Origin of the sequence: Dorea sp. D27, from assembly GCF_001185345.1 — a bacterium.
Classification (GTDB): Bacteria; Bacillota; Clostridia; order Lachnospirales; family Lachnospiraceae; genus Extibacter.
Window position 1 is genome coordinate 390,162 of the sequence record NZ_KQ236743.1, and the last position, 25,492, is coordinate 415,653.

Sequence of the window (25,492 nt, forward strand, 5' to 3'; positions counted from 1 at the left end):
AGGATGCAGAAAAGACTTAAAACTTCGATGAAGGCTTCTGCCGCCGTAGCCGCAGCCGCCGTGGCCGACCTTGCGGTGATGCGGATATTCCTGAATATAGCGGTAGAGCGCAGATGCCGTTTTCTTAAAGGACAAAGGGACAGGAAGAAGGCGTGCAGGGATGAGATACGGCAGGGCATGGAATGGATGGAGAAGCAGAAAAGCGAAGCGGTCACGATAGAAAGCTTTGACGGGCTTAAGCTGAGAGGGCATTATGTAAAAGCGAAAGAGGCCCGGCGGATCATGGTCATGTTCCACGGGTGGCGTGGGACGTGGAAGCGTGACTTCGGCGCCTGCGCGCGCGAACTGTACGAAGAAGGCTGCAGCCTCCTTCTCCCGGAGCAGCGTGCCCAGGGAGAGAGCGAAGGGACATACATGGGGTTTGGCATACTGGAGCGGCACGACTGCCATGCATGGCTTAACTGGGTGGAAAAGCATAACGGCAGCCATCTGCCGGTGTACCTCTACGGCGTGTCTATGGGAGCATCCACGGTACTCATGGCGGCAGGCAGTGCGCTCCCGGGATGCGTAAAGGGCATTATCGCAGACTGCGGATTCTCCTATCCGGACGATATGGTGCTGAACTTCGGACGGAAGCATTTCCGGCTCGTGGGAGCCCGCACGGTAAAGCGGCTGACACGATGGTGCAGGAGAATGGCAGGATTCGGGTTCGACGACTACTCCGTGCCGGAGGCGCTGAAGGACTGTGACATCCCCGTGCTGTTCATACACGGGAGAGCAGACACGTTCGTGCCGTGCCACATGACGATCCAGAATTATGAGGCGTGCACGGGGAGAAAGCGCCTTCTGCTCGTGGAAGGCGCGGACCACTGCGGCAGCTACCTGAAAGACCGTAAGGCATACATGGAGGCGGTGCGCTGGATCTGGGAGCAAAATGACGGGAATAAGGCAGAATAATGGAGCTGGTTTCAGAAAATGTGACGAAAATGAAACTTCTCCTTACATGAAGGGAGCCGGATCTGTTAAAATACACTTGATTCGGCAGAAACTAAATATTGCGTATATATCGGGCCGCTGACGTCCGATAGGATACAGATGGAAATGGTAGTGAAGATTATGTGGTTGTAATTGTAACGAAAGTTATCAATCATGTCTTCGCTGCTTTTTTTCTGCCCGGATATCAGAAAAGAAAGGAGAATAGGTAAAATGAACCAGAATACAAATGAATATCTTGCACGTGAGCCGGTAGGCAGGCTGATGCTTAAATTTTCCGTTCCGTGCATCCTGTCGCTGCTCGTGTCGGCGCTTTACAATATTGTAGATCAGATTTTTATAGGAAGGGGGGTCGGATATCTCGGCAACGGAGCGACGAACGTCGTATTCCCGATTACGGTGATTGCCCTGGCTCTGGCCCTTCTCATAGGGGATGGCTGTGCCGCATATCTAAGCATCTGTCAGGGAATGAAGAATGAAGAGAGGGCACACAAGAGCGTAGGAAATGCGGTCGTGATGAGTACGGCGGCCGGCCTGCTGCTGACGGCAGCGTTCCTGTTCCTGAAAGAGCCGATGCTGGCCTGGTTCGGGGCCACGGAAAACAACATCGCATATGCAAAGGAGTATTTTGAATATCTTGTCATCGGTATCCCCTTCTTCCTGTTTGCCAATGCAATGAATTCCATCATACGGGCGGACGGCAGCCCGCAGTTCGCCATGCTGTCGACGCTTGCAGGCTGTATCATCAATGTGGTATTGGATCCCATAGCCATATTCGTCCTGCACTGGGGAATGATGGGTGCTGCGGTGGCGACGGTTGCCGGCCAGGCCGTGTCGGCCCTGCTGGCGGTATATTATCTGCTTCATACGAAGTCCTTCCGGCTCAGAAAGTCCAGCTTCCGGCCGAAGGCCGGCCTGTTCAGACATACGCTGCCCCTCGGCGTCAGCAGCTTTCTGACGCAGGTGTCCATTGTGGTTATCATGATCGTCATGAATAATGTGCTTGTCACGTATGGGGCAAGGTCGAAGTACGGCGCGGATATCCCGCTGACGGTCGTGGGCATCGTCATGAAAGTGTTCCAGATCGTCATCTCTGTCGTCGTCGGGATCGCTGCGGGAGCCCAGCCTATTGTAGGTTATAACTATGGCGCGGGACATTATAGGAGGGTAAAAGAGATCTTCAAGAAGATGATGCTGGCAGAGTTCGTGACAGGACTCGTCTCCTGCATAGGATTTGAGTTCTTTCCGCTTAAGATTATCGGGATATTCGGGAGTGAGAACGGGCTGTATAATGAGTTTGCCATGCTGTCTTTCCGGGTGTTCCTCGGGATGATAGTGCTGTGCTGCCTGCAGAAGGCGGTAAGTATCTTCCTGCAGTCGCTCGGAAAGCCGATCCTGTCCATGTCGCTGTCGCTTCTGAGGGAATTTGTACTGAGCGTGCCGCTTGCCCTTATCCTGCCGGACCTGTTTGGCGTGACCGGGGCATTGTATTCTGCCCCGGCTGCGGATATCGTCTCCTTTGCGGCTGCGGTACTCTGCATAGCCCATGTATTCAGGGAGATGAAGACAGAAGAGAAGAAGCTGGAGGAGCCGTTAAAAACTTCCGTATGTCTTTCCATTCTCGAGTGATACGCCCTTCGCAGCAGCCATCTCGCTTACCGTTACGAGCTGCCAGCCCTCTCTGGTCAGTTCGGGAATGACGGCCAGAGCGGCATCTATGCTGAAAGAATGAATATCATGTAGCAGGATGACAGCCCCATCGCCTGCGGAGGAACGGATGGATTCTATCGTCGCCGCCGTGTCCTTCGTCTTCCAGTCAAGGGTGTCTACAGACCAGAGGACCAGGGGCATTCCCGCGTCAGCCCTCACCGCATCATTGATGGCGCCGTAAGGCGGGCGCAGGAGATTGGCCGGCTGTCCGCACGCGTTCTGTATAGCTGCATTCGTATCCTCAATCTGCCTTTTGATCCTCTCCGGCTTCTGCTTCGTGAGGTCGGGGTGGTTGTAAGTATGGTTGCCGAGTTCGCAGCCAATCTCTGACATCTTCTTTACGGCGTCCGGATATTTCGGTACGTTCATCCCCTGCATGAAGAATGTGGCATGTGCGTTGTACCGCTCGAGCACGTCGAGCAGCTCCTGCGTCCGTTCTCCTGGCCCGTCGTCGAAGGTCAGGGCAATCATCGGCCTGTCCGGCTGTACAGAAGCCTCCCCTTTGGACAGAAGCCTGCCATCCTTGTCAAAGGTGCACTGCTTCAGTCCAATCTGGCGCTGTCCGGTCACCATATCCCCGTTTTCATCAAAGTAATATGTATTTCCGCCGGAAGTGAGAAAGTCACCAGTCATGTATTCCCCGCTGTTCAGCCGGAATTTCTTTCCCTCCCATGCGCCGAGCCTGTTCTTGACGACAAGCGTTCCGTCCTGCACGTCAAGCCGGACCTTGGAGGCCCATTTCTCTTTCATCCGCTTCCGGAAATCCTTATTCAAAATAATCTTGACGGGGTACGTACTGTCCACCGATGCGTCTGCATTGTAGGACAGGGTATAATGCTTGCCGGAATTGAGCTCATTGACGAAATCTTTAATCGTGAGCTTTCTCTTTTTGTCCAGCATCTTATCCGGGCTCTTGCCCTTGTAGACCGCGGTTGCCTTAAGGTTCGGCAGTGCTTCCCCCTGCATAATCTCGGCTTTTTCAAGCTTTAATGTGATGTCGATGGGCTGCGTGTATGCCCGGACCGTCAAGAATGCGGTAAACACGAGCAGAACCGCGGCAGTGCAGCCAATCCCTATCTTCATGTTCCGGTGCAGCTTTGCTCTCTTCCTGTGCTGTGAGATTCGCCTGCTTTCGGTGTGCGTAGCTGTATGCTCTATCTGTTGATTCATCTGTATCTTATCCCCTCGTAAAAGCTATATTTATCAAGCTGCCGATGCCAATATCTATAAGAATACTATAGCATATTCTGTCGGATTGTGACGAATGAAAACAGTAAGAATCTATTAATATTTTCTGAATGTCTGCCTTGCACTTCACGGGCAAAGAACTTATAATAGATACAGACTTTTGTGAAGGGAATCTATACGATGAAATCGAGTGTATTATGTTATAATCTGAAAGGTACGAGAAAAGGAAAGCAGATAGCGATGATGTTTGGCTTTCTTGGCTATAAGGTGCGCCACGTGGAGAAGGAAGAATACCACGTTCCGGTCGGAGTGCTGGCAGGCGTCGATAAGATGGAAGGCGGGCTTCCGGCCTATGAAGAGGAGGGGTTCTCCGACGAGATGCTTGTCATGAACGCCGAATCGGAGGAGCTGATGGACAAGGCCCTCTTCCTCATGCGCAAGGAGGGGCTGAAAGTAGGGCTGAAGGCGATGCTTACGCCATCCAACCGGGCGTGGACGTCCATAGCCCTGCACGATGAGATACAGAAGGAACATGAGTATATGAAAGAAATGGAAAGGAACAAGAAAGATTGAGCATCTACGAGACATTAAACGAACAGCAGCAGGAGGCGGTATACCACACAGAGGGGCCGCTTCTCATACTGGCAGGAGCCGGTTCCGGCAAGACCCGGGTCCTCACCCACAGGATTGCTTATCTCATAGAGGAAAAAGGGGTCAACCCATGGAACATCCTGGCAATTACATTTACGAACAAAGCGGCGGGGGAGATGCGGGAACGCGTCGATGATATCGTCGGCTTCGGTGCAGAGAGCATATGGGTGAGTACCTTCCACAGTACGTGCGTGAGGATTCTGCGCCGCCATATCGACAAGCTTGGGTTCGATACGAACTTTACCATCTATGACAGTGATGACCAGAAGACGCTTATGAAAGACGTGTGCAGGCTTCTCCAGGTGGACACGAAGATATACAAGGAGCGCACGCTGCTTAGTGCCATATCGTCCGCAAAAGATGAACTTGTCACGCCGGAAGAGTATCGCATACGGGCGGAAGGCGACTACAACAAGCAGAGGATTGCCCAGGTGTACGAAGAGTATGAGAAGCAGCTGCGCTCCAACAATGCGTTGGACTTCGACGACCTGCTCGTAAAGACAGTGCAGCTGTTCCAGACACAGGCAGACATTCTGGACTATTATCAGGAGCGGTTCCGGTACATCATGGTGGATGAGTACCAGGATACGAATACGGTGCAGTTTGAACTCATACGGCTTCTCGCCTCCAAATACCGGAACCTGTGCGTCGTCGGGGACGATGACCAGTCTATCTATAAGTTCCGCGGCGCGAACATCAAGAATATCCTGAATTTTGAACAGGTGTATGAGGATGCGAAAGTAATCAAGCTGGAGCAGAACTACCGTTCCACGAGCAATATCCTCAACGCGGCCAACGCGGTTATCCGCAACAACTGCGGCAGGAAGGACAAGACGCTCTGGACGGATAACGGCGATGGCGACAAGATTCATTTCCGGCAGTTTGACTCCGCTTACGACGAGGCGGAATACATAGTCGGGGACATCCGGGAGCACGTGGATGACGGAAGCTGTACTTATAACGACAATGCCATCTTGTACCGGACGAATGCCCAGTCACGTATGTTTGAAGAGAAGTTCGTGACAGCCAACATACCGTATAAGGTCGTAGGCGGCGTCAACTTCTATGCGAGAAGGGAGATCAAGGACCTGCTTTCCTACCTGAAGACGGTCGATAACGGGCAGGATGACCTGGCAGTGCGCAGGATTGTCAATGTCCCGAAACGGGGCATCGGGCTTACGAGCATCAACCGGGTCCAGGAATATGCATCCACACGCGAGATAGGCTTCTATGAAGCGCTCCGCGCGGTAGACCTGATTCCGAATATCGGAAGAGGAGCGTCAAAGCTTGAGTCGTTCGTGGCGCTCATCGAACATTTCAAGGCAGACGCCCGGGATATGTCCATCCTAGATCTGATGCAGGAAATTATGGATGAGACGGGCTATATCGAGAGCCTGCAGGCGGAAGACAGTATCGAGGCGGAGACGCGCATCGAAAATATCGATGAGCTGATGAGTAAAATCGCGGCTTATGAAGAATCGTGCGAAGAGGCTAATGAGCCGGCCGCGCTGAGCGGGTTCCTCGAGGAGGTGGCCCTTGTGGCAGATATCGACAGCCTCGACGAGAGCAGCGACTACGTAGTGCTCATGACGCTGCACAGTGCAAAGGGACTGGAATTCCCGCGGGTATATCTGGCAGGGCTGGAGGACGGCATCTTCCCAAGTTATATGACGATAACCGCAGATGACCCGGAGGAAGTGGAGGAAGAAAGACGGCTCTGCTATGTGGGCATCACGAGGGCGAAGGAAGAGCTGACGCTTACCTGTGCCAGAAGGCGCATGATACGCGGAGAGACGCAGTACAACAAGATGTCCCGGTTCCTGAAGGAGATACCGATGGACCTGCTCGCCACGGGAGCCGTGTTCGAGAAGGACGACGAGCCGCCGAAGCAGAGCGCATACGCTCAGGCAAGGCAGACGTTCCGCACCAGGGCCTTTGGAGGCGCCGCAAAGCCGGTCAGGCAGTTTGCCGTCCCCGAGGGAAACGGACCGGGCTACGGCATAGGCGACAGGGTGCGCCATATCAAGTTCGGCGCAGGCACGGTCACGGCCATTACAGAGGGCGGACGGGACTATGAAGTGACGGTTGATTTTGACGGACCGGGCACGAAAAAAATGTTTGCCACATTTGCCAGGCTGGAAAAGATATAAATGGATAAAAGTTGGCAATTTTGGCATAAATATATAGTAATCTCAAATTGATAGTGTTATAATAAGGTCAATAATTGAACTTGCATTGACAAGCAGGAGAAAGGATGTGGGAGCATGAGTAAGGTAGAGGATTTTATTGCAGCAACGAAGCTGAGCGAGCTGGTTAATAAAAAGGATGATGACAAGCACTGTAAGACAGTTCTCTGGGTTCTTGCCATTGTAGGCGCAGTTGCTGCTGTCGCGGGAATCGCATACGCTGTATATTGTTTCTTTACGCCAGATTATCTGGAAGACTTTGAAGAAGATTTTGAGGATGATTTTGATGATAATTTCTTCAATGACGAAGATCAGGTATAGAAGAACAAATTGGAAACTATAAGAGAGAAGCAGGCTGGAGCCATCAGGTTATCCTGCCTGCTTTTTATGTGACAGGGGAAAACCCTGCGTCTGATGGCTGGACCTTTGAGCAGGGGACACTGCCGGAGAAAGGAAATGAATTATGGAAGAACAGTTTTTAGCACTGCTGATCGATGCGGATAATATATCTGCAAAGTACATCAAACCGATACTTACGGAGCTGTCCAAGTACGGAAATATAACATACAAAAGAATATATGGGGACTGGACGAGCACCCAGCAATCGAAATGGAAGGATGAGCTGCTGACCAACTCGATTACGCCGATTCAGCAATTCAGCTATACGCAGGGGAAGAATGCCACGGATTCGGCCATGATCATCGATGCCATGGACATCCTGTACACGAACGATGTGGACGGCTTCTGCATCGTTTCAAGCGACAGTGATTTTACCCGTCTCGTCAGCCGATTAAGGGAGAGCGGCAAGCTCGTGATCGGCATGGGTGAGAATAAGACGCCGGAACCTTTCCGAAAGGCATGTGATAAGTTCACCATATTAGAAAACCTGGTAAATGAGGCGGTGCCGGGCGAGGAGGAAGAGCTGGAAGAGACAGAAGAGCTGCACGGCGGGCTCCGCGTAGAACGGATTGAGGATGAGATTATCAAGATGGTCATCGAGAACCAGGACAATAACAAGCAGACCGGGCTCGGGGAGGTGGGCAGCCGTCTCGTCAGCCTGTATCCGGACTTTGACGTGAGAAGCTACGGATATAACATGCTCTCCCGTTTCCTGGAGGATTTCACAAGAATCCAGCTCGTCAAGAAGGGCAACTTCATGTCCGTCACGCTCAAGGAAGACAAAGGGATGAAAGAAGACATAGACCGCTTCGTGCTGAAGCTTGTAAAAGAAGCGGGAAAGGATGGGATCGAACTGAGCATCCTCGGAAACCGCGTATATGAGAAATATAAGAACTTCAAAATAAGCGATTACGGCTATTCCCAGTTCAGCCAGTATATAAAGAGCCTGCGCAGCGTACAGGTGCAGCAGGACAAGACGATAATGAAAGCAAAATACACAGACTAAGGTAAGACAGAGAGGTAGAAGGAAGATGAAAAAAGGGCAGGTATACGAAGGAACGATAGAATCAGTTGAATTCCCAAACAAGGGGAAGGTATTCCTACCTGATGAAGATAAGACCGTCATAGTGAAAAACGGCATCCCGGGGCAGAAGGTGAAGTTCTCTGTCAACAAGATCCGCAAAGGAAAGGCAGAGGGCAGCATACTGGAAGTGCTCCGTCCGTCCGATGTGGAGATAGAGCCGGCCTGCACGCATTTCGGGCAGTGCGGCGGCTGCACGTACCAGAACCTCCCCTATGAGGAGCAGCTGAAGCTGAAGGAGTCCCAGGTCAAGGCCATGATGGATGAGGCCGTGGACGGGGTCTACGTGTGGGAAGGAATCAAGCCGAGCCCTGCCCTGCAGGAGTACCGCAACAAGATGGAATTCTCCTTTGGGGATGAATATAAAGACGGCCCCCTGGCTCTTGGCATGCACAAAAGGGGCAGCTTTCACGACATTGTAAATGTGGAAGGCTGCAGGATTGTTGATGAAGACTACAGGAAGATACTGGCCTGCACGCTGGAATATGCGAGAAAGTCCGGCCTCCCTTATTACCACCGCATGAGACATACCGGATATTTCCGCCATCTGCTCGTAAGAAAGGCAGTAAAGACGGGGGAGATCCTTATCGATATCGTCACCACTTCGGAATATGACTTTGACGGAAGCTTCCGCGGGGATAAGTGGGCAGACGAGCTGCTGGCCCTTCCGCTGGATGGAAAGATTGCCGGTATCCTCCACACGAAGAATGACAGCGTGGCAGACGTGGTGAAAGACGAAGGGACAGATATCGTGTACGGCCAGGACTGCTTCTATGAAGAGCTTCTGGGGCTGAAATTCAAGATTACGCCGTTCTCCTTTTTCCAGACGAACTCCCTCGGCGCGGAGGTGCTGTACGAGACGGTCCGAGCATATATCGGCGAGACGAAGGACAAGGTGATCTTCGACCTGTACAGCGGAACCGGGACGATAGCCCAGATACTTGCCCCGGTGGCAGAACGGGTGGTCGGCGTAGAGATAGTGGAGGAGGCCGTGGAGGCCGCAAAGGAGAATGCGGCGCTGAATGGCCTTGACAACTGCACGTTCTGGGCGGGGGATGTGTTGAAGGTAATCGACGGCCTTGGGGAAGTGCCGGACCTGATCGTGCTGGATCCGCCAAGGGATGGCGTGCACCCGAAAGCGCTGGAGAAGATTACGAACTTTGGCGTGGAGCGGATGGTGTATATTGCGTGTAAACCGACTAGCCTTGCGAGGGATCTGGAGATGCTGCAGGGGAGAGGGTATAAGGTGGAGCGGATGGCGTGTGTGGATCTGTTTCCGGGGACGGTGCATGTTGAGACGGTTGTTCTTTTGTCCCAACAAAAACCAGATGACACGATAGAGATCGACTTAGACCTGGACGAGCTGGATGCCACCAGTGCCGAGTTGAAAGCAACCTATCAGGAAATCAAAGATTATGTGCTGAAAGAATTTGGCTTGAAGGTTTCAAGTTTATATATTTCTCAGGTAAAACGCAAATGTGGAATTGAAGTGGGAGAAAACTATAATCTTCCAAAATCAGAAAATGCAAGAGTTCCACAATGCCCGAAAGAGAAAGAAGATGCTATCAAGGCTGCCCTGAAATATTATGCGATGATCTAAGGACATCGCTGATTTCAAGGAGGAATAACACATGAAAAGCACATTTGAAAAAATGGGTGGAACCTACACACTTGGCGCAGACGGAATTTACTATCCGAATCTTGTCAGTACAGATGAAGAACCGCATTATGGGAAATACGGAATGTTGCGGAAAACATATCTGAAAGAGCATCGTCCGGCAATGTATTCACTGTATATGTTGGAAGACAGATTGACAGAACATCTGAATGCGGTGGACGATGAAACACAGGAGAAAATGGATATTCTGGTGAGTCAGATGATGGAGAAGCAGGGCATTACGGAAGAATTGAAAGCTCGTGACCAGATGGAATGGGTTAGAGCGGTAAATAATGTCCGGAATGCTGCAGAAGAGATTGTGTTGAAAGAATTGATTTACAGGTAAACAAAGGGCTGAACAGGTAGGACGAAAAATCCTATTTGTTCAGCTCTTGTGTTTATAATGGGCAAAGAAGAACCAAATTATAATTCCATATCATACGACCTTTTCTTAGTTCGAGCAGGCTGATTTCGCCGTATTTCCTGTTTCCTCTGATATTCAAGTTCCCAGGCACGATGGGAAAAAACATCAGGATCTTCCACATTGAGATAATCTACCTCATTGGCTGCAATATCACGGCGGTGATAGTCATAATACTTACCAAAAGTACCTTTGAGCTGTTCGATCAGCTTATCCCGAAAATCAGGACGTATCTGGATTCGGGTGTCCAGCAATTCTGTATACTGTTCTGGTTCAGGACGAAATTTTTCTTCCCGGAAAGCGGCGGCGTCTTTTTCAAGCTGCTTTTTGAGCGAGGTGTCCTGAGAATACAGGATATCCAGATTTTTATTCATCTGGTCATATTTCTTGGATAGATTCGTCATATCTTTATTGGTAGAGCATTCTGCCTGGAAGATTAGCTGCTCTTTCCTTGATTTCAGTTCTTCGATTTCTTCGGTAATAGTGGTAAGCTGCTGATTTAATTTTATATGCCGGATGGGATTCAAAATACTGGTTTTATCCTTTTGCACATTCAGTTCTTTCCGTTCCGTAACTTTAGCTTTGAGTTCCTTTTTAACTGTGTTGTATTTATTCAGTATTGGATTGAAATGATTCATCCAGTCATGGATCACTTCTTTTTGCATCTCATTATGAAGTAAATGATACTGTATAAAAATCATATGATTGCGGATCGCTTCTAACGTTTCAGCTATTATTGGAATAGACTTTTCTACAGCTTCAGCCAGTTTTGCTACCTTTGCTTTTAATTCTCGGAGCATTTTGTTATCCGCACGAATCTGACGGTTGATTTCACAGCGGTCTGCTATCATGCCTTTCTTTTCCATATTCTGGGCAATGTAGCCTTCATGGATGGTTGGCTGTTCGGTGATTCCCTGATCTGCAAAGCTGCGGTGATCAATGGTAGCATTTATCTGATTACGTGCAAGCATTTTATTTACGGCATCTGCCCAGTTTGCCCGCCAGATACAAAGTTGTTCATCACTGTTCCATTGTTGGGAAATAGGATTCTGTCTGCCATATCGGCTGCTCTTGGGGTGTTTATCAATTCGTTCATATCCTTTTTCCTGTGCAACAGAAGAAGTCAGATATTCTTTCTTTTTCCCAACTTTATAGCGATATTGCTTTTCCCATCCCTGTTTCTGAGCAGTTTTAAATTCAGAAGCAGTAAACCCTTTTTCTTCCCCATCTTTGATACAGAGATATTCTTTTTCTGTTTTATACTGCCATGTTCCATTTTCATTTAATGGTCGGACAGTAAGAAGAATGTGTGCATGGGGATTGTGACCATCTGTATCGTGAATGGCAAAATCAGCACACATCCCCATATCTACAAAATTTTTTTTAATAAAATCTTGAAGAAGAGAAATATTGCTGTCTTTATCCAACTCAACGGGGAGTGCGACAACAAATTCTCTTGCAAGTCGGCTGTCTTTGGTCTTTTCGTTTTCTTCCACAGCATTCCAGAGTTGTTCCCGGTCATTCCATTCCAATGGAGCCATTGGAGGAAGCATCACCTCCTGATAGATCAGCCCCTGCTTTCTGGTATAGTCATGCTGGATGCCGTCATAATCATTGTACATGCGGCTACAGCTCATATAAGCAGAAGCAGCAACAGCAGACCGACCGGAACCGCGGCTGACGACTTTGGCTTGCATATGATAAATTGCCATATCTGGCACCTCCTTTCGATGTTGCCTGCAACAGCGGATAAAGCCCTCGGCAGAGCGCACGAGCCCCGAAGGGGATACCACTGCCTGATTTATCAGGTGGTGAGTAAGTGCGCCCTTCGGGATGAGAAATTGCTGGTGTCAACTAGTGTCAGATTCTTTTGAAACGGTTTAACAATTCCTGTCTGATCTGCGACGGCTCCATTGTCTGGAATTCCGGGAAGATGCTCTCCAAAACGGCACCCTCCTGAATCAGCCTGCGTGTCCGGGCATTTCGCTCTTTCACACGGTTCCGTGCCTGTGCTTCCTCTGCTCTGTGTCTTGCCTGTAATAATTCTTTTCTGATTTCTGTTTGTGTTTTTTTATCTGTCATATTGGCCTCCTTTCTTCTATGACCGTTTCCGGTCAGATTTTTAAGCAAGTAGTTTTCGGGCTTCTGACATATTAGCTACAGCGTTCAGTTCCCGGATATTCTGGTTGTTGATCTTTAGTGGGACACAACGCTCCAGAATCCGGTCATAGATCCTGCTGTGTGCTAAATCTTCCGGATGTTTTAATTCTTCCAACGTCAGATTTGTTGTAATGATCATAGGTTTCATACTGCGGTAACGGCTGTCGATTACATGGAAGACCTGTTCTAAAGCAAATTCGGAATTTCGTTCCACACCCAAATCATCAATGATCAGCAGGCTGTACTGATTTAAACTATTGATAAATTCATTCCGATCCTGCGGATATATTCCGGTCAGAGAATTTAAGATTTTGGCGAAGTTCGTCATGAGTACGGGAACCCCTTTATCTAGCAGAGCGTTTGCAACACAGCCTGCAAAAAAGGATTTCCCAGTGCCGACATCACCCCAGAGCAGCAGCCCCATGGCCTTGGATTTTATTTCCTCCCAGTGAGTAACATAATTTTTTGCCTTTTCAATTTCCGGGTTGATACCGTTATCGTGAGCAAAAGTGAATTCTCTTAAAGCCGGGTCTTGCAGACCGCTGGATTTCAGCCGGGAGATGTGTTCTAGAAATTCCTGGTGTTTTCGTTTTGCTTCTTCTTTTTCATATTGTTCCTGCTGGCATTGGCAGCGGATGATCGGAAACATGATTTTTCCTAAAAATTCTATCTTTTTCTGCCGTGGGGTGTGGCACTTGGAACAGTAGATCAGACCGTCCGTTTCGCTGATATATTCATCTTCTAAAGGCTGCCGGGGAGAAAGGTTCGGCAGTAGGTTTTGTGGTTTTATCATAGGCTTTCATCCTCCTTACATTCATAATGGCGTTTTACTGAATCATTATTTTTCTTCTCTTTATTATTAGGGGACAGTTTTCTGACTGTCTGGCGGACAGAATTCTGTCTGTCAAAGGGACGGTTTTCTGACTGTCTAACAGACAGTTTTTCTTCTGTCTGTGTTGAAAAATCAGCCGGGACTTTTACATAAATCCGGTTGGGATTCCCGGTTCCCTGACGAGCACGACAGATAAGGTCTACTTGTTCCAAAGCACTCAGAGATGTTTTGATGGTTGTCTGGCTTTTGCGAAGTGTTGCTGCCATATCTTCAATGGTGAAATAGGAGAACACATGACCTTTTTTATCAATCCAGCCGTCATTTTTTTGTGATAATCTTGCCCGGTTTAAAAGCACCATATAGAGCAGTTTTGTGGTTTCGGAGAAATCACAGTCCAGAAGAAAACTGGGAAATGCCATATATGGCGGTAGAGTACTGTTTGCAGTAAGAAAGGTTGTCATGCACTCACCTCCCCTCAGATGACGAACACTTATCTATTGCAGTATTTTTCATCTGTAACAGGACTTCCTCTTTGTGTTTTCATAAAAATCCTCCTTTCCGATAATCTTTTGTGCGGATGTTTCGCACAGGATTAGTTTATTGAAAAGAAGGGGGAATGGCATTGAGCCGGGATTGAGTGAGAATTGAGTTACAATGAACTTTCAAATATAAACAGGAATAGTTACAACGAAAAAACGGGTGTATAATCAGGTTAGTAAATATTATTTATTAATCACATCTATTTATGGATTGACAACAGTGAAAAAATAAAGTAAACTAAAGTTAGTTAAAGCTAATTAAAAAACGGCTTATGTTTAGATAATGGGATAGGTTTATAAAATTATAGAAACGTACATCTGATGTTTTTAATGAAAGCAAGGTGTGCATATTTTTTTCACATGAATTAGTTAAAACTAACTATTGATAAAGAAAACTTACTGGGTAGAGTAGATTCATTTTCAGAAAAGATGTTTAAGGAGAAGTGAAAGAAAATGTCAGAGGAAATGTTAGTATGCCATTGTTCACCTACGTTAGCAGGACTGAAAACGGGAAGTCTTTTTTCATGCCCTTATAGTTCACAAAAGATGATTATAAAAGAAATACGTGAATTTAATCAAAAACTGACACAGAAAGGGATCCGGATTATCCCGGTTCGCATATCAGACAAACGGATGCTGGTTTATGTCTATCGTCCAGAAAAGTTAAAAGAAGATTTTTCTGATGAGAAAACTCAGATCATATTGAAATGTAAGGGATATGATTGTACGAATCTATCACAGTGCATCTGCAGACTGATTCAAAAACTGCAGAGTGACCCAGACTTTCCGCATGAAATAGGTTTATTCTTAGGGTATCCGGCAGAGGATGTAAAAGGATTTATTGAGAATAAGGCGGCCTGCAGCAAATGTTCTGGGTGTTGGAAGGTGTACGGGGATGAACAGGCCGCGAGGATTCTGTTTAAAAAATATAAAAAATGCACAGAAATTTATTGCAGGAGATGGAAAAGTGGCGTGGCTGTTGAACAGCTTACGATTACTATATAATCACAAACTTCAGAAAGGAAGGTAAAAATCATGAGTAAAATTGCAGTAGTTTATTGGAGTGGCACAGGAAATACAGAAGCCATGGCAAAGGCAGTACTGGAGGGCGCGAAGGAGAAGGGGGCAGAGGTTGTATTATTAACTCCGGATGAATTTGATGTTTCTATGATGGATTCTTATGATGCGATCGCTTTTGGATGCCCGGCAATGGGAGCAGAAGTATTGGAAGAAGAGGAATTTGAACCGATGTTTGCTTCTTGTGAATCAAAACTTTCAGGAAAAAGAATTGCACTGTTTGGCTCTTATGGCTGGGGAGATGGAGAGTGGATGAGAGACTGGGAGACAAGATGCAAAGAGGCGGGAGCTGTCTTGATTTGTGAAAGCGTGATCTGCAATGAAATGCCCGATGATGAGGGGATTCAATCCTGCAAAGCGTTGGGTGAAAATCTGGATTAATAAATATTGGGGAATGCTGCGAGAAAAGATTTTAATCAGTTAATAGCAGCGTTCCCATAATACGATTTAGAACGCAACCGATGATCAAGAACGGATGATTTTGTAGATATCTGCTATCGGAGCGTTTTATGAATATATTAAAAATGGGAGGTTGGGTATGAGTGTTGTTATTATAGGCGGGCATGATAGAATGGTCTGTCAGTACAAAAAAGTTTGTAAAAGTTTTAATTGTAAAGCGAAAGTCTTTACACAGATGTCTGCAACTTTAAGTAAACAGATTGGGAATCCAGATTTGATTGTACTGTTCACGAATACGGTTTCCCATAAGATGGCCAGGTGTGCAGTGGAGGAGGCGGAACGCTGCAATGCGGATGTAGTGAGATGCCATTCAAGTAGCAAAAATGCGTTACAGGAGATTCTTGGAAGTATCTGTATGTAGCGAAATTTTTTTATATATTAAGAATAGATATTGTTTTGGTGAGTTGATAGAGGTATAGGTTATGTCTTTTTTTCAAAATACTTGTAAGCCAAAAGGAATCGGCGGCAAAATTATGGTTCATATGATGAATACTGGTCATTCATCTATGGCTGAATGGGGATTTACACATATGGAAATTCAAAGCGATAATGTATGTCTGGATATTGGATGTGGCGGTGGGGCAAATGTCAGAAAGTTATTAGAAAAAAGTCCGTATGGCAGAGTGGTTGGCATTGATCATTCAGAAATCAGTGTAGAAAAAAGCAAAAAAATCAATAAAGCAGGGATAGAAAGTAAGCGTTGTGAAATCCTGCAGGGGGATGTCATGAAACTCCCTTTCAGAGGTGAAACTTTCGATGTAATTACTGCATTTGAAACAATATATTTCTGGCCGGATATTAGTGAGGCTTTTAAGAAGGTATATAAAATTTTGAAAATCGGCGGAACGTTTATGATCTGCAATGAATCAAACGGTGAAAATCCAAAGGATGAAAAGTGGACGAAGATAATACAGGGGATGAAGATTTACAATTCTGAGCAAATAGAAAAATCTTTGGAGGATGCCGGTTTTAGAGGAGTAAAAGTAGATAAAACAAAAAAGGTTGGATTTGTGTGGTGGTAAAAAAGTTATGAAAAGCAAAAGAAAACGATGGTATTTATTGTGGTTTGTAGGCGCAGTAATATGGCTGACTAACTTTTTTGACAGTTTCAGAAAAGATGGGGTTGATTTTGTGGTAAGCATGCAACTTTTAGCCGCAATACTCTTCTTTGCTGCAGGTATTGTTGGGCATATTCGATATAAGAAGCACGATAAAAATCAATAATGCAATACTAAATATGGAAAATGAAAAGATTTTAGAAACCGGGAAAGTATGAAATTCCCGGTTTTAAAATGCCATTCAATTTATAGTGAGAAGAGAGTTATTTGATATGCTTTTTGAGGGCTTCAAAACTTTCAGAACTAATGACATGTTCTATCCTGCATGCATCTTGTGCGGCAATATCCGGATCAACACCAAGACGTTCTAGCCAGGAAGAAAGAAGAACATGGCGTTCATAAATCTGTGTAGCTATTTCTTTTCCAGATTCAGTTAAATTAATATATCCTTCCGGAGATACCGTTATATGTCCGCTTGTACGCAGTTTCTTCATAGCCACACTTACGCTGGGTTTTTTAAAGTCTAATTCTGTAGCGATGTCCACAGAACGAACAACAGGACGTTTTTTGCTTAATATTAAAATAGTTTCCAGATAGTTTTCACCAGACGAATTTATGTGCATAGCTTGTCACCTCCTATATCATTCGGATTCTTTTATAAAAATTGTATAGTTATTGTATCATGATTCATGGTATTCAGCCAGATATATTTATAAAAGAAAAATAAAAAAGTATTAAATAATTATTGACAACTCACCGGGATTAGAATATACTAACAACGTCAAATGAGAAAAAACATCGAATAGCTGTGAGTAAATTTTAAGTATAATTGTAAAAATGACTATAAGGAGCGAGTGGATATGAATTTAACAGAAGCCAAAGAAGGGGAAGAATATATCATTAAGGAAATTTTGACAGATGATGAAGAACTGACCTCTTTTCTGTTTTCTCTTGGCTGTTACAGTGGTGAACCAATTACAGTGGTTTCTCATCTGAAGGGTGGCTGTGTAGTTTCCATTAAGGATGGGCGTTATAATATTGATACTGATCTGGCGAAAGCCATTTCAATATAATAAAAAAATAGTAGTTTCCACTATTTTTTTTGCACAAAGGTTAGTGCATACTAATAAAGATAAGATGCGTATAATTAAAGACGTCGAAAAGGAGGAGAATTATGAGGATTGCTTTTGCAGGAAATCCCAACAGTGGAAAGACGACCATGTACAATGCACTTACCGGCAGGAATGAACGTGTCGGGAACTGGGCAGGCGTTACGGTCGAAAGAAAAGAAAGTCCGATCAAGAAAGGTTATTATGACGGGACGGAGGAGTTAGTTGCGGTAGATTTGCCGGGCGCTTATTCTATGTCTCCTTTTACATCGGAAGAAAGCATTACCAGCGGATACGTCAAGAATGAGAATCCGGATGTGATCATCAATATCGTGGATGCTACGAATCTGAGCAGAAGCCTGTTTTTTACCACACAGCTTCTGGAACTTGGGATTCCAGTAGTTGTCGCACTGAATAAGAGCGATATCGTTAATAAGAAACAGACAAAAATTGACGAGAAGATTCTGTCTGAAAAGCTGGGCTGTCCGGTAATCAAGACGATTTCCACTTCTTCCGGACATGAAGGACTCAAAGAGACTGTAAATGCTGCGGCTGCATTAAGAGGAAAAGGTCAGAAAGCACCTTATGTGCAGGGGGATATTGATTTCAAAGATAAAACGGCAGTAGAAGCGGCTGACAGAAAGCGTTTTGAGTTTGTGAATGGAATTGTAAAGCAGGTAGAGAAGAGAAAAGTTTTTACAAAGGATAGAAACGTACAGGATAAGATTGACGGTATCATCACACATAAGATTATCGGTATACCGATTTTCGCAGCAGTTATCTTCCTTGTGTTCTACATATCCCAGACAACGCTCGGTACCTGGATCGCAGACTGGCTGGTGGCATGGATCGAGACTTTCCAGGGATGGGTCGGCGGACTGATGGAAAATGCAAACCCGCTTCTGTATGCACTCCTTGTAGATGGTATCATCGGTGGCGTTGGTGCAGTTGTCGGTTTCCTTCCGCTTGTTATGGTCATGTACTTCTTAATTGCATTATTGGAAGATTGTGGATACATGGCAAGAGCTACAGTAGTTCTGGATCCGATTTTTAAGAGAGTAGGGCTTTCCGGTAAATCTGTCATTCCTATGGTCATTGGTACAGGATGTGCGATTCCGGGCGTTATGGCTTGCCGTACAATCCGTAACGAAAGAGAACGTCGTACCACAGCGATGCTTACACCATTTATGCCATGTGGAGCTAAAATCCCAGTGATTGCTCTTTTTGCAGGTGCATTCTTTGCGGACGCATGGTGGGTTTCAGCAACTATGTATCTGGTGGGTATTCTCTTAGTTTTGCTTGGAGCTTTACTTGTGAAAAAGATTACAGGACAAAAATACAGAAAATCTTTCTTTATTATTGAACTTCCGGAATATAAGTTTCCAAGCTTGAAAAGGGCATGCGGCTCTATGCTGGAGCGAGGAAAAGCATATATCGTAAAAGCAGGAACGATCATTCTGGTATGCAATACGGTGGTACAGATCATGCAGAGCTTTAACTGGCAGTTCCAGCTTGTAGAAGAAGGTGCAGAAGGGACATCTATTTTGGCATCCATTGCCCATCCGTTTGCGATTTTGTTCATACCGCTTGGATTTGGAGTGTGGCAGCTTGCAGCAGCGGCAGTGACAGGTTTTATCGCAAAAGAAAACGTAGTTGGGACGCTTGCAGTAGTTTACGGTATCACAAACTTAATAGATACAGATGAACTGGCGTTGGTTGGAAGTGGGAATGAAGTAGCAACTGTTATGGGACTGACAAAGGTAGCAGCTCTTGCTTATTTGATGTTTAACCTTTACACACCACCTTGTTTTGCAGCTCTTGGAGCGATGAATTCAGAAATGAAGAGTGGAAAATGGCTGCTTGGAGGAATCTGTCTCCAACTTGCAACGGGGTATACCGTAGCTTTTGGTGTATATCAGATTGGTACATTGATCACAACAGGATCTTTTGGCACCGCATTTATTCCGGGACTTATCGCGGTTATTGTATTTGCTTTGATTATTCTCTGGAGAATCCGTAAGTCAGATAAAGAGTTTGCTTCAGAATACAGCCTGCATTCTGTAAAATCATAAAGGATAAAAGTTATAGCAGACGGTGGACAGAGAAGAAGTACTTTGTCCACCATTTTTATTAGAAAAGGATGTGAAATGCTCTATGGAAAATATGATAGCAGTTCTTGTTATTGTAATCTTAGTAGGGAGTGCAGCTGCATATCTTATTAAGGCAAAAAGAAGCGGAGTGAAATGTGTTGGATGTCCAGCGGGAGGAAATTGCAGCAGCAAAAATAAAAAGAAAAAAAGAAATTGACGGGTCCGGTCATCGCAAAGAAAACCATGTTTATTACAGGAATGCATTGTGAACATTGTGTACAAAGTGTGACAGATAGCTTGAATCGGATTGATGGAGTCTCCGCCAGAGTAGATCTTAATAAAAGTTGTGCTGAGATATCCCTTGATCGTGAAATAGGGGAAGATATCCTGATCTGCGCAGTAGAAAAAGCAGGGTTTTTAGTTGAGTCTATTCAAAGCTAGACCGTGGTATTTCATATGGGAGAAAGCGGGTATGAACGGTGAAAAAGAAAGTATTATTATAAAACTGAAAGAAAATGGCTGCAGAATTACAAAGCAGCGTAAAATGATTTTAGATATTATCCTGGAAGACAGGTGTTCCAGCTGCAAGGAAATTTATGCCCGGGTGGTGAAACTTGACCAGAGCATTGGGATGGCAACCGTTTACCGTCTGGTAAAGGAATTGGAGAATATCGGGGTGCTTAGCAGAGAAATCGTATATAAGTAGCCTGCAAATGACAAAATTTATCAATAAGGACTGTTAGAATTGACTATCTTAAATGAAAGTTGTTACTATGAAAAAATAAACAGAGTCTTATAGAAAAGGAAGTGATGTGGTTGTGAAACAACATAGGTTTTGGGCGTGGGCGTCCGTCTTTTGCTTTTTGATGGTATTCTATACAGGCTATAAACACAAATAATCAGGAGGTACATAGGATGTTTAGTGATTCTACTTTGAAAAAAATCGGATGTTTTGTAGGAGGAGTCGTATTTGGGACTGCGGGTGTAAAGCTCCTTTCCAGTAAGGACGCAAAAAAAGTATATACAAACTGCACTGCGGCTGTACTGCGGGCAAAAGACTGTGTTATGAAGACTGCTACAACAGTGCAGGAGAACGCAGAGGATATCCTTGCAGAAGCACAACAGATCAATGAAAAGCGTGCACAGGAAGAGGCAATGCAGGTGCAGGAAGATGATGTTCAGGAGGATGGTGCGTCTGAACAGGAAGAAAACGAATAGGTAAAAGATGAGATTTCTTATCAAGCATGAAGTACAGGGCCGTCTCCGTATCCACGTTATCCGAAACCGAATGACATGTACGGAGGCGGATGTTCTTTGCTGGGCTCTTGAAAAACAGAAAAGTGTTATAAAGGTCAAAGTATATGAGCGCACCGCAGATGCTGTGATCTATTATACAGGGGACAGAGAAGAACTGATCCATAAATTAAAAAAGTTTCATTTTGAGAAAGCAGATGTTCCGGATAATGTATTATCAAGTTCAGGGCGTGCTTTAAATTCCGCATACAGGGAAAAGCTGATAGCAAAAACATTGCTCCATTATGGAGGGAAATTGCTCTTGCCAAATTCGGTGAGAAAAATATGGCTTACTTTTAAAGTGGTCCAATATATCGGAAAAGGGATTCGATGTCTGGCCAGACGGAAGATAGAGGTGCCGGTATTAGATGCTACAGCGATTGGCGTGTCCGTGCTGCGAGGAGACTTTAATACTGCCGGTTCTGTCATGTTTCTGCTGGGAATTGGAGAATTGCTGGAGGAATGGACACATAAAAAGTCTGTAGGAGATCTGGCACGCAGCATGTCTTTAAACATAAAGAAAGTATGGCTGAAAAGAGAGGAGCAGGAAATTCTTGTTCCGGCATCCGATATTTTGCCGGGTGACAGAGTGATCGTACACATGGGCAATGTAATCCCATTTGATGGAGAGGTGTCTTGCGGAGAAGGAATGGTGAACCAGGCATCTTTGACCGGAGAATCTCTTCCGGTACGAAGAACTGAGGGTCAGTCCGTATATGCAGGAACCGTTTTGGAGGAAGGAGAGTTGGAAATCATAGTCAGGGCCGTATCAGGTGCTACCCGGTTTGAAAAGATTGTGACTATGATTGAAGACTCAGAAAAGTTGAAATCCAATCTGGAAAGCAAGGCAGAGCATCTGGCGGACCGTCTGGTACCATATACGCTTCTGGGGACAGGGCTTGTCTGGGCTGTCACACGCAATATGACAAAAGCTCTTTCTGTTCTTATGGTGGATTTTTCCTGCGCATTGAAGCTGGCTATGCCGATTTCTGTCCTTTCTGCAATACGGGAAGCCGGACAGAATGGAATTACCGTAAAGGGTGGGAAGTATCTGGAGGCTGTGGCAGAGGCAGATACCATCGTATTTGATAAGACCGGTACGCTGACAAAGGCGAAACCAACTGTAAAAGAAGTCATTGTGTTTGGCGATTATCCTGAACCGGAAGCTCTGCGGATTGCTGCCTGTCTGGAAGAACACTTTCCACATTCCATGGCAAAAGCTGTCGTGGATGCTGCAAAGAGAAGAAGTCTGTATCATGAAGAAATGCATTCAAAAGTGGAGTATATTGTAGCCCATGGTATTTCCTCCTATATAGAAGGAAAGAAGACCATAATAGGGAGCAGTCATTTTGTGTTTGAGGATGAAAAGTGCCGGATACGTCCGGAATATCAGGAACGATTTGATACGCTTCCTGAAGAATACTCTCATTTGTTCCTTGCCATTGACGGAGAATTAGTTGCTGTAATCTGTATTGAAGATCCTCTCAGGGAAGAAGCCGGGGAGATGGTAAGATTTTTGAAAGAAGAAGGTGTTTCCAAGATCGTCATGATGACGGGAGACAGTGAACGTACTGCAGCATCTATTGCGAAACGAGTGGGAGTGGATGAATATTATTCCGAAGTACTTCCGGAAGATAAGGCAGGATTCATTGAAAGAGAGAAAGCGGCAGGAAGAAAAGTAGTGATGATCGGTGACGGAATCAATGATTCGCCAGCGCTTTCAGCAGCAGATGCGGGAATTGCAATCAGTGATGGAGCAGAACTTGCGCGAGAGATCGCAGACATTACGATTGCTGCTGAGGATCTGCGGGAAATCGTAGTACTGAAACGTTTGTCTAATGCGATGATGCACCGTATTCAGGGGAATTACAGGGGGATTGTCGGTATTAATGCAATGCTGATTGCACTAGGAGTGGCAGGAATTATTCAACCAACGACCTCTGCGTTACTACATAATACTTCTACTTTAGCTATCAGTTTGAAGAGTATGGGAAATTTATTGCCGACTAATTAATATAAAATATTCATATTGTTATAAGTTTTAATGTCTGAATAGTTTGATTTGTAGACTATTCAGACATTTTTAGTAGAGCTCAATAATTGTTGTCCAATTTGTATTCCAGCATTGATATACAATTCTTGTATTTGTTGGTATTTATTATCGATAGCTTCCGGTTCAGATTCCCATACTATTTCATAGATTGCCATAGCTTTTTTGAGATGGGAGGTAGCCTGTTCTATATCAGCCTGTACCAGATAGGCAGTTCCCATAGCTTCCTGAATAATGGCATAGTCCAGACACTGATCGGAATTGTATTCTTTTACCAGCCGGGCACATTTGCGTAAGGAGGATAATCCACGAGACGCTTCACCGGTATCTGTAAGGAGAGCTGCATAGTTGCAGATTTGAACAATACTGTCATTCATATAGAGAAGCTGGTATTGTTCTAATAAGCTGATTCCCTGCTCCATAGCCTGTTTTGCCAGTTCGGTATTTCCCTGCTGGTGATATAGTCCACCCAGATTTCCATATAGATTTGCGACGAGGTGGGCGTTTTCAGGTGTAACAGGAGAAAGCAAAGACATCGCTTCTTTTTCCAGCTTTACGGCTTTTCCAATATTTCTTTCAAGGGTAGCTTTATAGTCCAGTAATAATGCCCGGTCAGACACGGTTCCGATAGAAGTGTCTTCCAGCAAAGAAGATAGTTCACGCAGGATTCTTTGCATACCATTTTCTTCGTGGTATTTTTCCATATATGGGAAAACATCTTCTAAGAATAATAAATAACCAGAAATATCATCTTTAGTTGTTTTTGTAATAATGTTTTCAACGGTTTGGAAAACAAGTCTGTAGTAGGAAATATCATTGCCGTGTAAAAGGCAGATGTTTTGCAGACTTTCCAGTAAAGGGAAACAGGTTTTTACAGACGGCTGCATATCTGCAACAGCGATTTCCTGTATCATGGGATGCAGTACAATGGTTCTTCCGGTTTTTGGCTGAATAAATCCCATTTCAATTAAATCATTTACGGCATTCAAATCCGGTAAATTCAGCCATGCAGCAAATCTTCGTGCCGGAATACCGGTTAAAGGAATCAGGCACAGACATCTCATTACATCTTGTTGAGTTTCAGAAAGCTGATATAGAGAGAATAAAGTATGTATGTGTCCATAGTAGGTTTCTTTGCTGCTTTGCCCGTCTTTTATAATATTGATTTTATCAGTTGCATCAAGAGCGACATTTTCTTCCAACAATTTTTTTAAGAGCATTTCTGGTTCCAATATTCCGGTTTCCAGTAAGCGTGATGCCAGTTCTACAGCGAGCGTATGGGCATGGACAGCTTCTATGATCTGTTCTATGACATCAGATTTTTCTTCTGTGTCGGAGAAAAATTTTCCTGCAAGTTGCAGAAGCGTTGTTTTATCGGAAATTTCTTCCAACAGCATACAGGAATGTCCGTCCAGACGGCTTCTGGTAGTAAATAATATCTGACAGCGGTATTTGAGTATGACCGAAAGAAAACTGTCCTGTATGGAAGTGGCGTTGAAATTATCTACAATCATCAAAGTATCTTCTTTGAGAGAACGCAGAAAACGGTTGTGTTTTCGGAAGCGTTCTTCATCAGAATCCTGCGGAAGATCATCCGCAAAATCCATGTCTGTAATATCCTGTTTTAAATCACCGCTGTAGGTGAGATACAGGATATTGGTATATTCTTTCTTATACTGCAGGGCATAAGCCTTTGCCAGTTCACTTTTCCCGATTCCGGCAATTCCAGATAAAAATACTTTACGCTCTTTTTCCAACAGAGAATGCAGCACTTCGATTTCTTCAGAACGTCCACAAAAATGCCTGCATGGACGGGGAACGTCATTTCCCATTACAAAATCTGTTAAGACAGGAGAAAGATTTCCGGCGGCTAATAATTTCTTGGTTCGTGTGTCACGTTTCACAAAATTCCGTTCCATTCCGAAACACAGAACCCTTGTTATGAAAATATGTATGGTGTCTATATCAGCGGGAGAATAAGAACAGATTAGTTCCTGTTTTTTTGGCTCTGAAATAGATGTATCCTGTAATACTAACTCATATAATTCTTTTGCTGCCATAGCAGAATCATACATCAGAGGAATAATATGTCGCTGAATGTTTCCTGCCAATTCTAATTGATGTTCTTTATCTAAAAAGTAGGTTACGATCCGGGGACTTACTTTTGCCTGTCCTGTCATCCAACGGCAGACCTGTCCATTGTCAAAATCAAAGTCTATGGCTTCATCGCTGCACATAAACGTGTCAAATAACAGATAGGTAAAATCTATTTGATTCATTCCTTTATCTTCGCTGATATAACGGCGAATGATCGTCATAATCGAACCAAAATCACATCTTTCCAAATAGAATCCCCTCCTGTTCTGTAAAATACTCAATTTCCGCTCAATCTATGCTCAATGAGTTTCTTATGAAATTCCATTAAACTGACATCAGGCTGAACGGAGTTGGTCTAATAGAAATTATAGCACAAATTCCAGATCAGCTAAAGAGTACCGCCGAAAAATGCGTGGTGACAAGAAATATCGGTTTGGAAGGA

Annotated in this window: 27 protein-coding genes; 20 read left to right on the forward strand and 7 right to left on the reverse strand. The window is 45.1% G+C overall.

The features are described from left to right. The first annotated feature begins 3 nt into the window (after positions 1 to 3). Entirely contained in the window at positions 4 to 957 is a 954-nt protein-coding gene (locus tag HMPREF0980_RS01870) for an alpha/beta hydrolase (RefSeq protein WP_049727460.1), read from the forward strand. Between the two features lie 249 nt (positions 958 to 1,206). Next, on the forward strand, positions 1,207 to 2,622 hold the full coding sequence (locus HMPREF0980_RS01875) for an MATE family efflux transporter (protein WP_049727461.1): 1,416 nt from the start codon (positions 1,207 to 1,209) through the stop codon (positions 2,620 to 2,622). On the opposite strand, the gene HMPREF0980_RS01880 is transcribed toward HMPREF0980_RS01875, so the two are convergent. Then, complete coding sequence (locus HMPREF0980_RS01880; RefSeq protein WP_049727462.1) at positions 2,587 to 3,873, reverse strand: polysaccharide deacetylase family protein; 1,287 nt, start codon at positions 3,871 to 3,873, stop codon at positions 2,587 to 2,589. The genes HMPREF0980_RS01875 and HMPREF0980_RS01880 overlap by 36 nt on opposite strands. 198 nt (positions 3,874 to 4,071) lie before the next feature. On the opposite strand from HMPREF0980_RS01880, the gene HMPREF0980_RS01885 reads away from it, so the two are divergent. From HMPREF0980_RS01885 to HMPREF0980_RS01910, 6 genes are all read left to right on the forward strand, one after another. After that, positions 4,072 to 4,464 (forward strand): DUF3783 domain-containing protein, encoded by a 393-nt coding sequence (locus HMPREF0980_RS01885; RefSeq protein ID WP_049727463.1) that lies wholly within the window; start codon positions 4,072 to 4,074, stop codon positions 4,462 to 4,464. Next, complete coding sequence (pcrA, locus tag HMPREF0980_RS01890; protein WP_049727464.1) at positions 4,461 to 6,692, forward strand: DNA helicase PcrA; 2,232 nt, start codon at positions 4,461 to 4,463, stop codon at positions 6,690 to 6,692. Before HMPREF0980_RS01885 ends, pcrA begins: the two co-directional genes overlap by 4 nt. Positions 6,693 to 6,806: 114 nt before the next feature. Next, positions 6,807 to 7,049 (forward strand): hypothetical protein, encoded by a 243-nt coding sequence (locus HMPREF0980_RS01895; protein ID WP_049727465.1) that lies wholly within the window; start codon positions 6,807 to 6,809, stop codon positions 7,047 to 7,049. A gap of 142 nt (positions 7,050 to 7,191) precedes the next feature. Next, positions 7,192 to 8,133, forward strand: a complete 942-nt coding sequence (locus HMPREF0980_RS01900) for an NYN domain-containing protein (RefSeq protein WP_049727466.1) — start codon at positions 7,192 to 7,194, stop codon at positions 8,131 to 8,133. A gap of 25 nt (positions 8,134 to 8,158) precedes the next feature. After that, entirely contained in the window at positions 8,159 to 9,808 is a 1,650-nt protein-coding gene (gene rlmD, locus HMPREF0980_RS01905; protein ID WP_049727467.1) for a 23S rRNA (uracil(1939)-C(5))-methyltransferase RlmD, read from the forward strand. A 31-nt stretch (positions 9,809 to 9,839) separates the two neighbouring features. Next, positions 9,840 to 10,211, forward strand: a complete 372-nt coding sequence (locus tag HMPREF0980_RS01910; protein WP_008689726.1) for a TnpV protein — start codon at positions 9,840 to 9,842, stop codon at positions 10,209 to 10,211. A 77-nt stretch (positions 10,212 to 10,288) separates the two neighbouring features. Here HMPREF0980_RS01910 and mobQ read toward each other — a convergent pair whose 3' ends face one another. The 4 genes from mobQ to HMPREF0980_RS01930 all read right to left on the reverse strand — a co-directional run bounded on the left by mobQ (position 10,289) and on the right by HMPREF0980_RS01930 (position 13,739). Next, complete coding sequence (gene mobQ, locus HMPREF0980_RS01915; RefSeq protein WP_009243499.1) at positions 10,289 to 11,998, reverse strand: MobQ family relaxase; 1,710 nt, start codon at positions 11,996 to 11,998, stop codon at positions 10,289 to 10,291. Between the two features lie 148 nt (positions 11,999 to 12,146). Further along, positions 12,147 to 12,368, reverse strand: coding sequence for a hypothetical protein (locus HMPREF0980_RS01920; protein ID WP_008689723.1), 222 nt, complete (start codon positions 12,366 to 12,368; stop codon positions 12,147 to 12,149). Between the two features lie 40 nt (positions 12,369 to 12,408). Then, positions 12,409 to 13,239, reverse strand: a complete 831-nt coding sequence (locus tag HMPREF0980_RS01925) for an ATP-binding protein (protein WP_008689722.1) — start codon at positions 13,237 to 13,239, stop codon at positions 12,409 to 12,411. Further along, a complete protein-coding gene (locus tag HMPREF0980_RS01930) occupies positions 13,236 to 13,739 on the reverse strand; it encodes a replication initiator protein A (RefSeq protein ID WP_008689721.1) in 504 nt (167 codons plus the stop codon). The genes HMPREF0980_RS01925 and HMPREF0980_RS01930 overlap by 4 nt, the downstream gene beginning before the upstream one ends. A gap of 531 nt (positions 13,740 to 14,270) precedes the next feature. Between HMPREF0980_RS01930 and HMPREF0980_RS01935 the strand changes: the two genes are divergently transcribed. The 5 genes from HMPREF0980_RS01935 to HMPREF0980_RS01955 all read left to right on the forward strand — a co-directional run bounded on the left by HMPREF0980_RS01935 (position 14,271) and on the right by HMPREF0980_RS01955 (position 16,577). Beyond that, positions 14,271 to 14,822 (forward strand): DUF3793 family protein, encoded by a 552-nt coding sequence (locus tag HMPREF0980_RS01935; RefSeq protein WP_008689720.1) that lies wholly within the window; start codon positions 14,271 to 14,273, stop codon positions 14,820 to 14,822. A gap of 30 nt (positions 14,823 to 14,852) precedes the next feature. Continuing rightward, complete coding sequence (locus tag HMPREF0980_RS01940; RefSeq protein WP_008689719.1) at positions 14,853 to 15,275, forward strand: flavodoxin; 423 nt, start codon at positions 14,853 to 14,855, stop codon at positions 15,273 to 15,275. Between the two features lie 157 nt (positions 15,276 to 15,432). Continuing rightward, on the forward strand, positions 15,433 to 15,714 hold the full coding sequence (locus tag HMPREF0980_RS01945; RefSeq protein WP_008689718.1) for a DUF2325 domain-containing protein: 282 nt from the start codon (positions 15,433 to 15,435) through the stop codon (positions 15,712 to 15,714). A gap of 61 nt (positions 15,715 to 15,775) precedes the next feature. Next, a complete protein-coding gene (locus HMPREF0980_RS01950; RefSeq protein ID WP_049727468.1) occupies positions 15,776 to 16,375 on the forward strand; it encodes a class I SAM-dependent methyltransferase in 600 nt (199 codons plus the stop codon). Positions 16,376 to 16,382: 7 nt separating this feature from the next. Continuing rightward, entirely contained in the window at positions 16,383 to 16,577 is a 195-nt protein-coding gene (locus HMPREF0980_RS01955) for a hypothetical protein (protein ID WP_008978798.1), read from the forward strand. A 97-nt stretch (positions 16,578 to 16,674) separates the two neighbouring features. On the opposite strand, the gene HMPREF0980_RS01960 is transcribed toward HMPREF0980_RS01955, so the two are convergent. Next, positions 16,675 to 17,034, reverse strand: a complete 360-nt coding sequence (locus HMPREF0980_RS01960) for a metal-dependent transcriptional regulator (protein WP_008689715.1) — start codon at positions 17,032 to 17,034, stop codon at positions 16,675 to 16,677. 237 nt (positions 17,035 to 17,271) lie between these two features. On the opposite strand from HMPREF0980_RS01960, the gene HMPREF0980_RS01965 reads away from it, so the two are divergent. The 7 genes from HMPREF0980_RS01965 to HMPREF0980_RS01985 all read left to right on the forward strand — a co-directional run bounded on the left by HMPREF0980_RS01965 (position 17,272) and on the right by HMPREF0980_RS01985 (position 22,917). Next, a complete protein-coding gene (locus HMPREF0980_RS01965) occupies positions 17,272 to 17,484 on the forward strand; it encodes a FeoA family protein (RefSeq protein ID WP_008689714.1) in 213 nt (70 codons plus the stop codon). Between the two features lie 101 nt (positions 17,485 to 17,585). Then, entirely contained in the window at positions 17,586 to 19,592 is a 2,007-nt protein-coding gene (feoB, locus tag HMPREF0980_RS01970) for a ferrous iron transporter B (RefSeq protein WP_008689712.1), read from the forward strand. A gap of 82 nt (positions 19,593 to 19,674) precedes the next feature. After that, positions 19,675 to 19,827 carry a FeoB-associated Cys-rich membrane protein gene (locus HMPREF0980_RS19350; protein WP_242847320.1) on the forward strand — a complete coding sequence of 51 codons (153 nt, stop codon included), beginning with the start codon at positions 19,675 to 19,677 and terminating at the stop codon, positions 19,825 to 19,827. 41 nt (positions 19,828 to 19,868) lie between these two features. After that, on the forward strand, positions 19,869 to 20,051 hold the full coding sequence (locus HMPREF0980_RS19355) for a heavy-metal-associated domain-containing protein (RefSeq protein WP_242847348.1): 183 nt from the start codon (positions 19,869 to 19,871) through the stop codon (positions 20,049 to 20,051). A 31-nt stretch (positions 20,052 to 20,082) separates the two neighbouring features. After that, positions 20,083 to 20,316 carry a transcriptional repressor gene (locus tag HMPREF0980_RS01975; protein ID WP_008689709.1) on the forward strand — a complete coding sequence of 78 codons (234 nt, stop codon included), beginning with the start codon at positions 20,083 to 20,085 and terminating at the stop codon, positions 20,314 to 20,316. 209 nt (positions 20,317 to 20,525) lie between these two features. After that, positions 20,526 to 20,828 carry a DUF6110 family protein gene (locus tag HMPREF0980_RS01980; protein ID WP_008689707.1) on the forward strand — a complete coding sequence of 101 codons (303 nt, stop codon included), beginning with the start codon at positions 20,526 to 20,528 and terminating at the stop codon, positions 20,826 to 20,828. A 7-nt stretch (positions 20,829 to 20,835) separates the two neighbouring features. Continuing rightward, entirely contained in the window at positions 20,836 to 22,917 is a 2,082-nt protein-coding gene (locus tag HMPREF0980_RS01985; RefSeq protein ID WP_008689705.1) for a heavy metal translocating P-type ATPase, read from the forward strand. Positions 22,918 to 22,976: 59 nt separating this feature from the next. On the opposite strand, the gene HMPREF0980_RS01990 is transcribed toward HMPREF0980_RS01985, so the two are convergent. After that, entirely contained in the window at positions 22,977 to 25,298 is a 2,322-nt protein-coding gene (locus tag HMPREF0980_RS01990) for a tetratricopeptide repeat protein (RefSeq protein WP_008689703.1), read from the reverse strand. Positions 25,299 to 25,492: the final 194 nt, after the last annotated feature.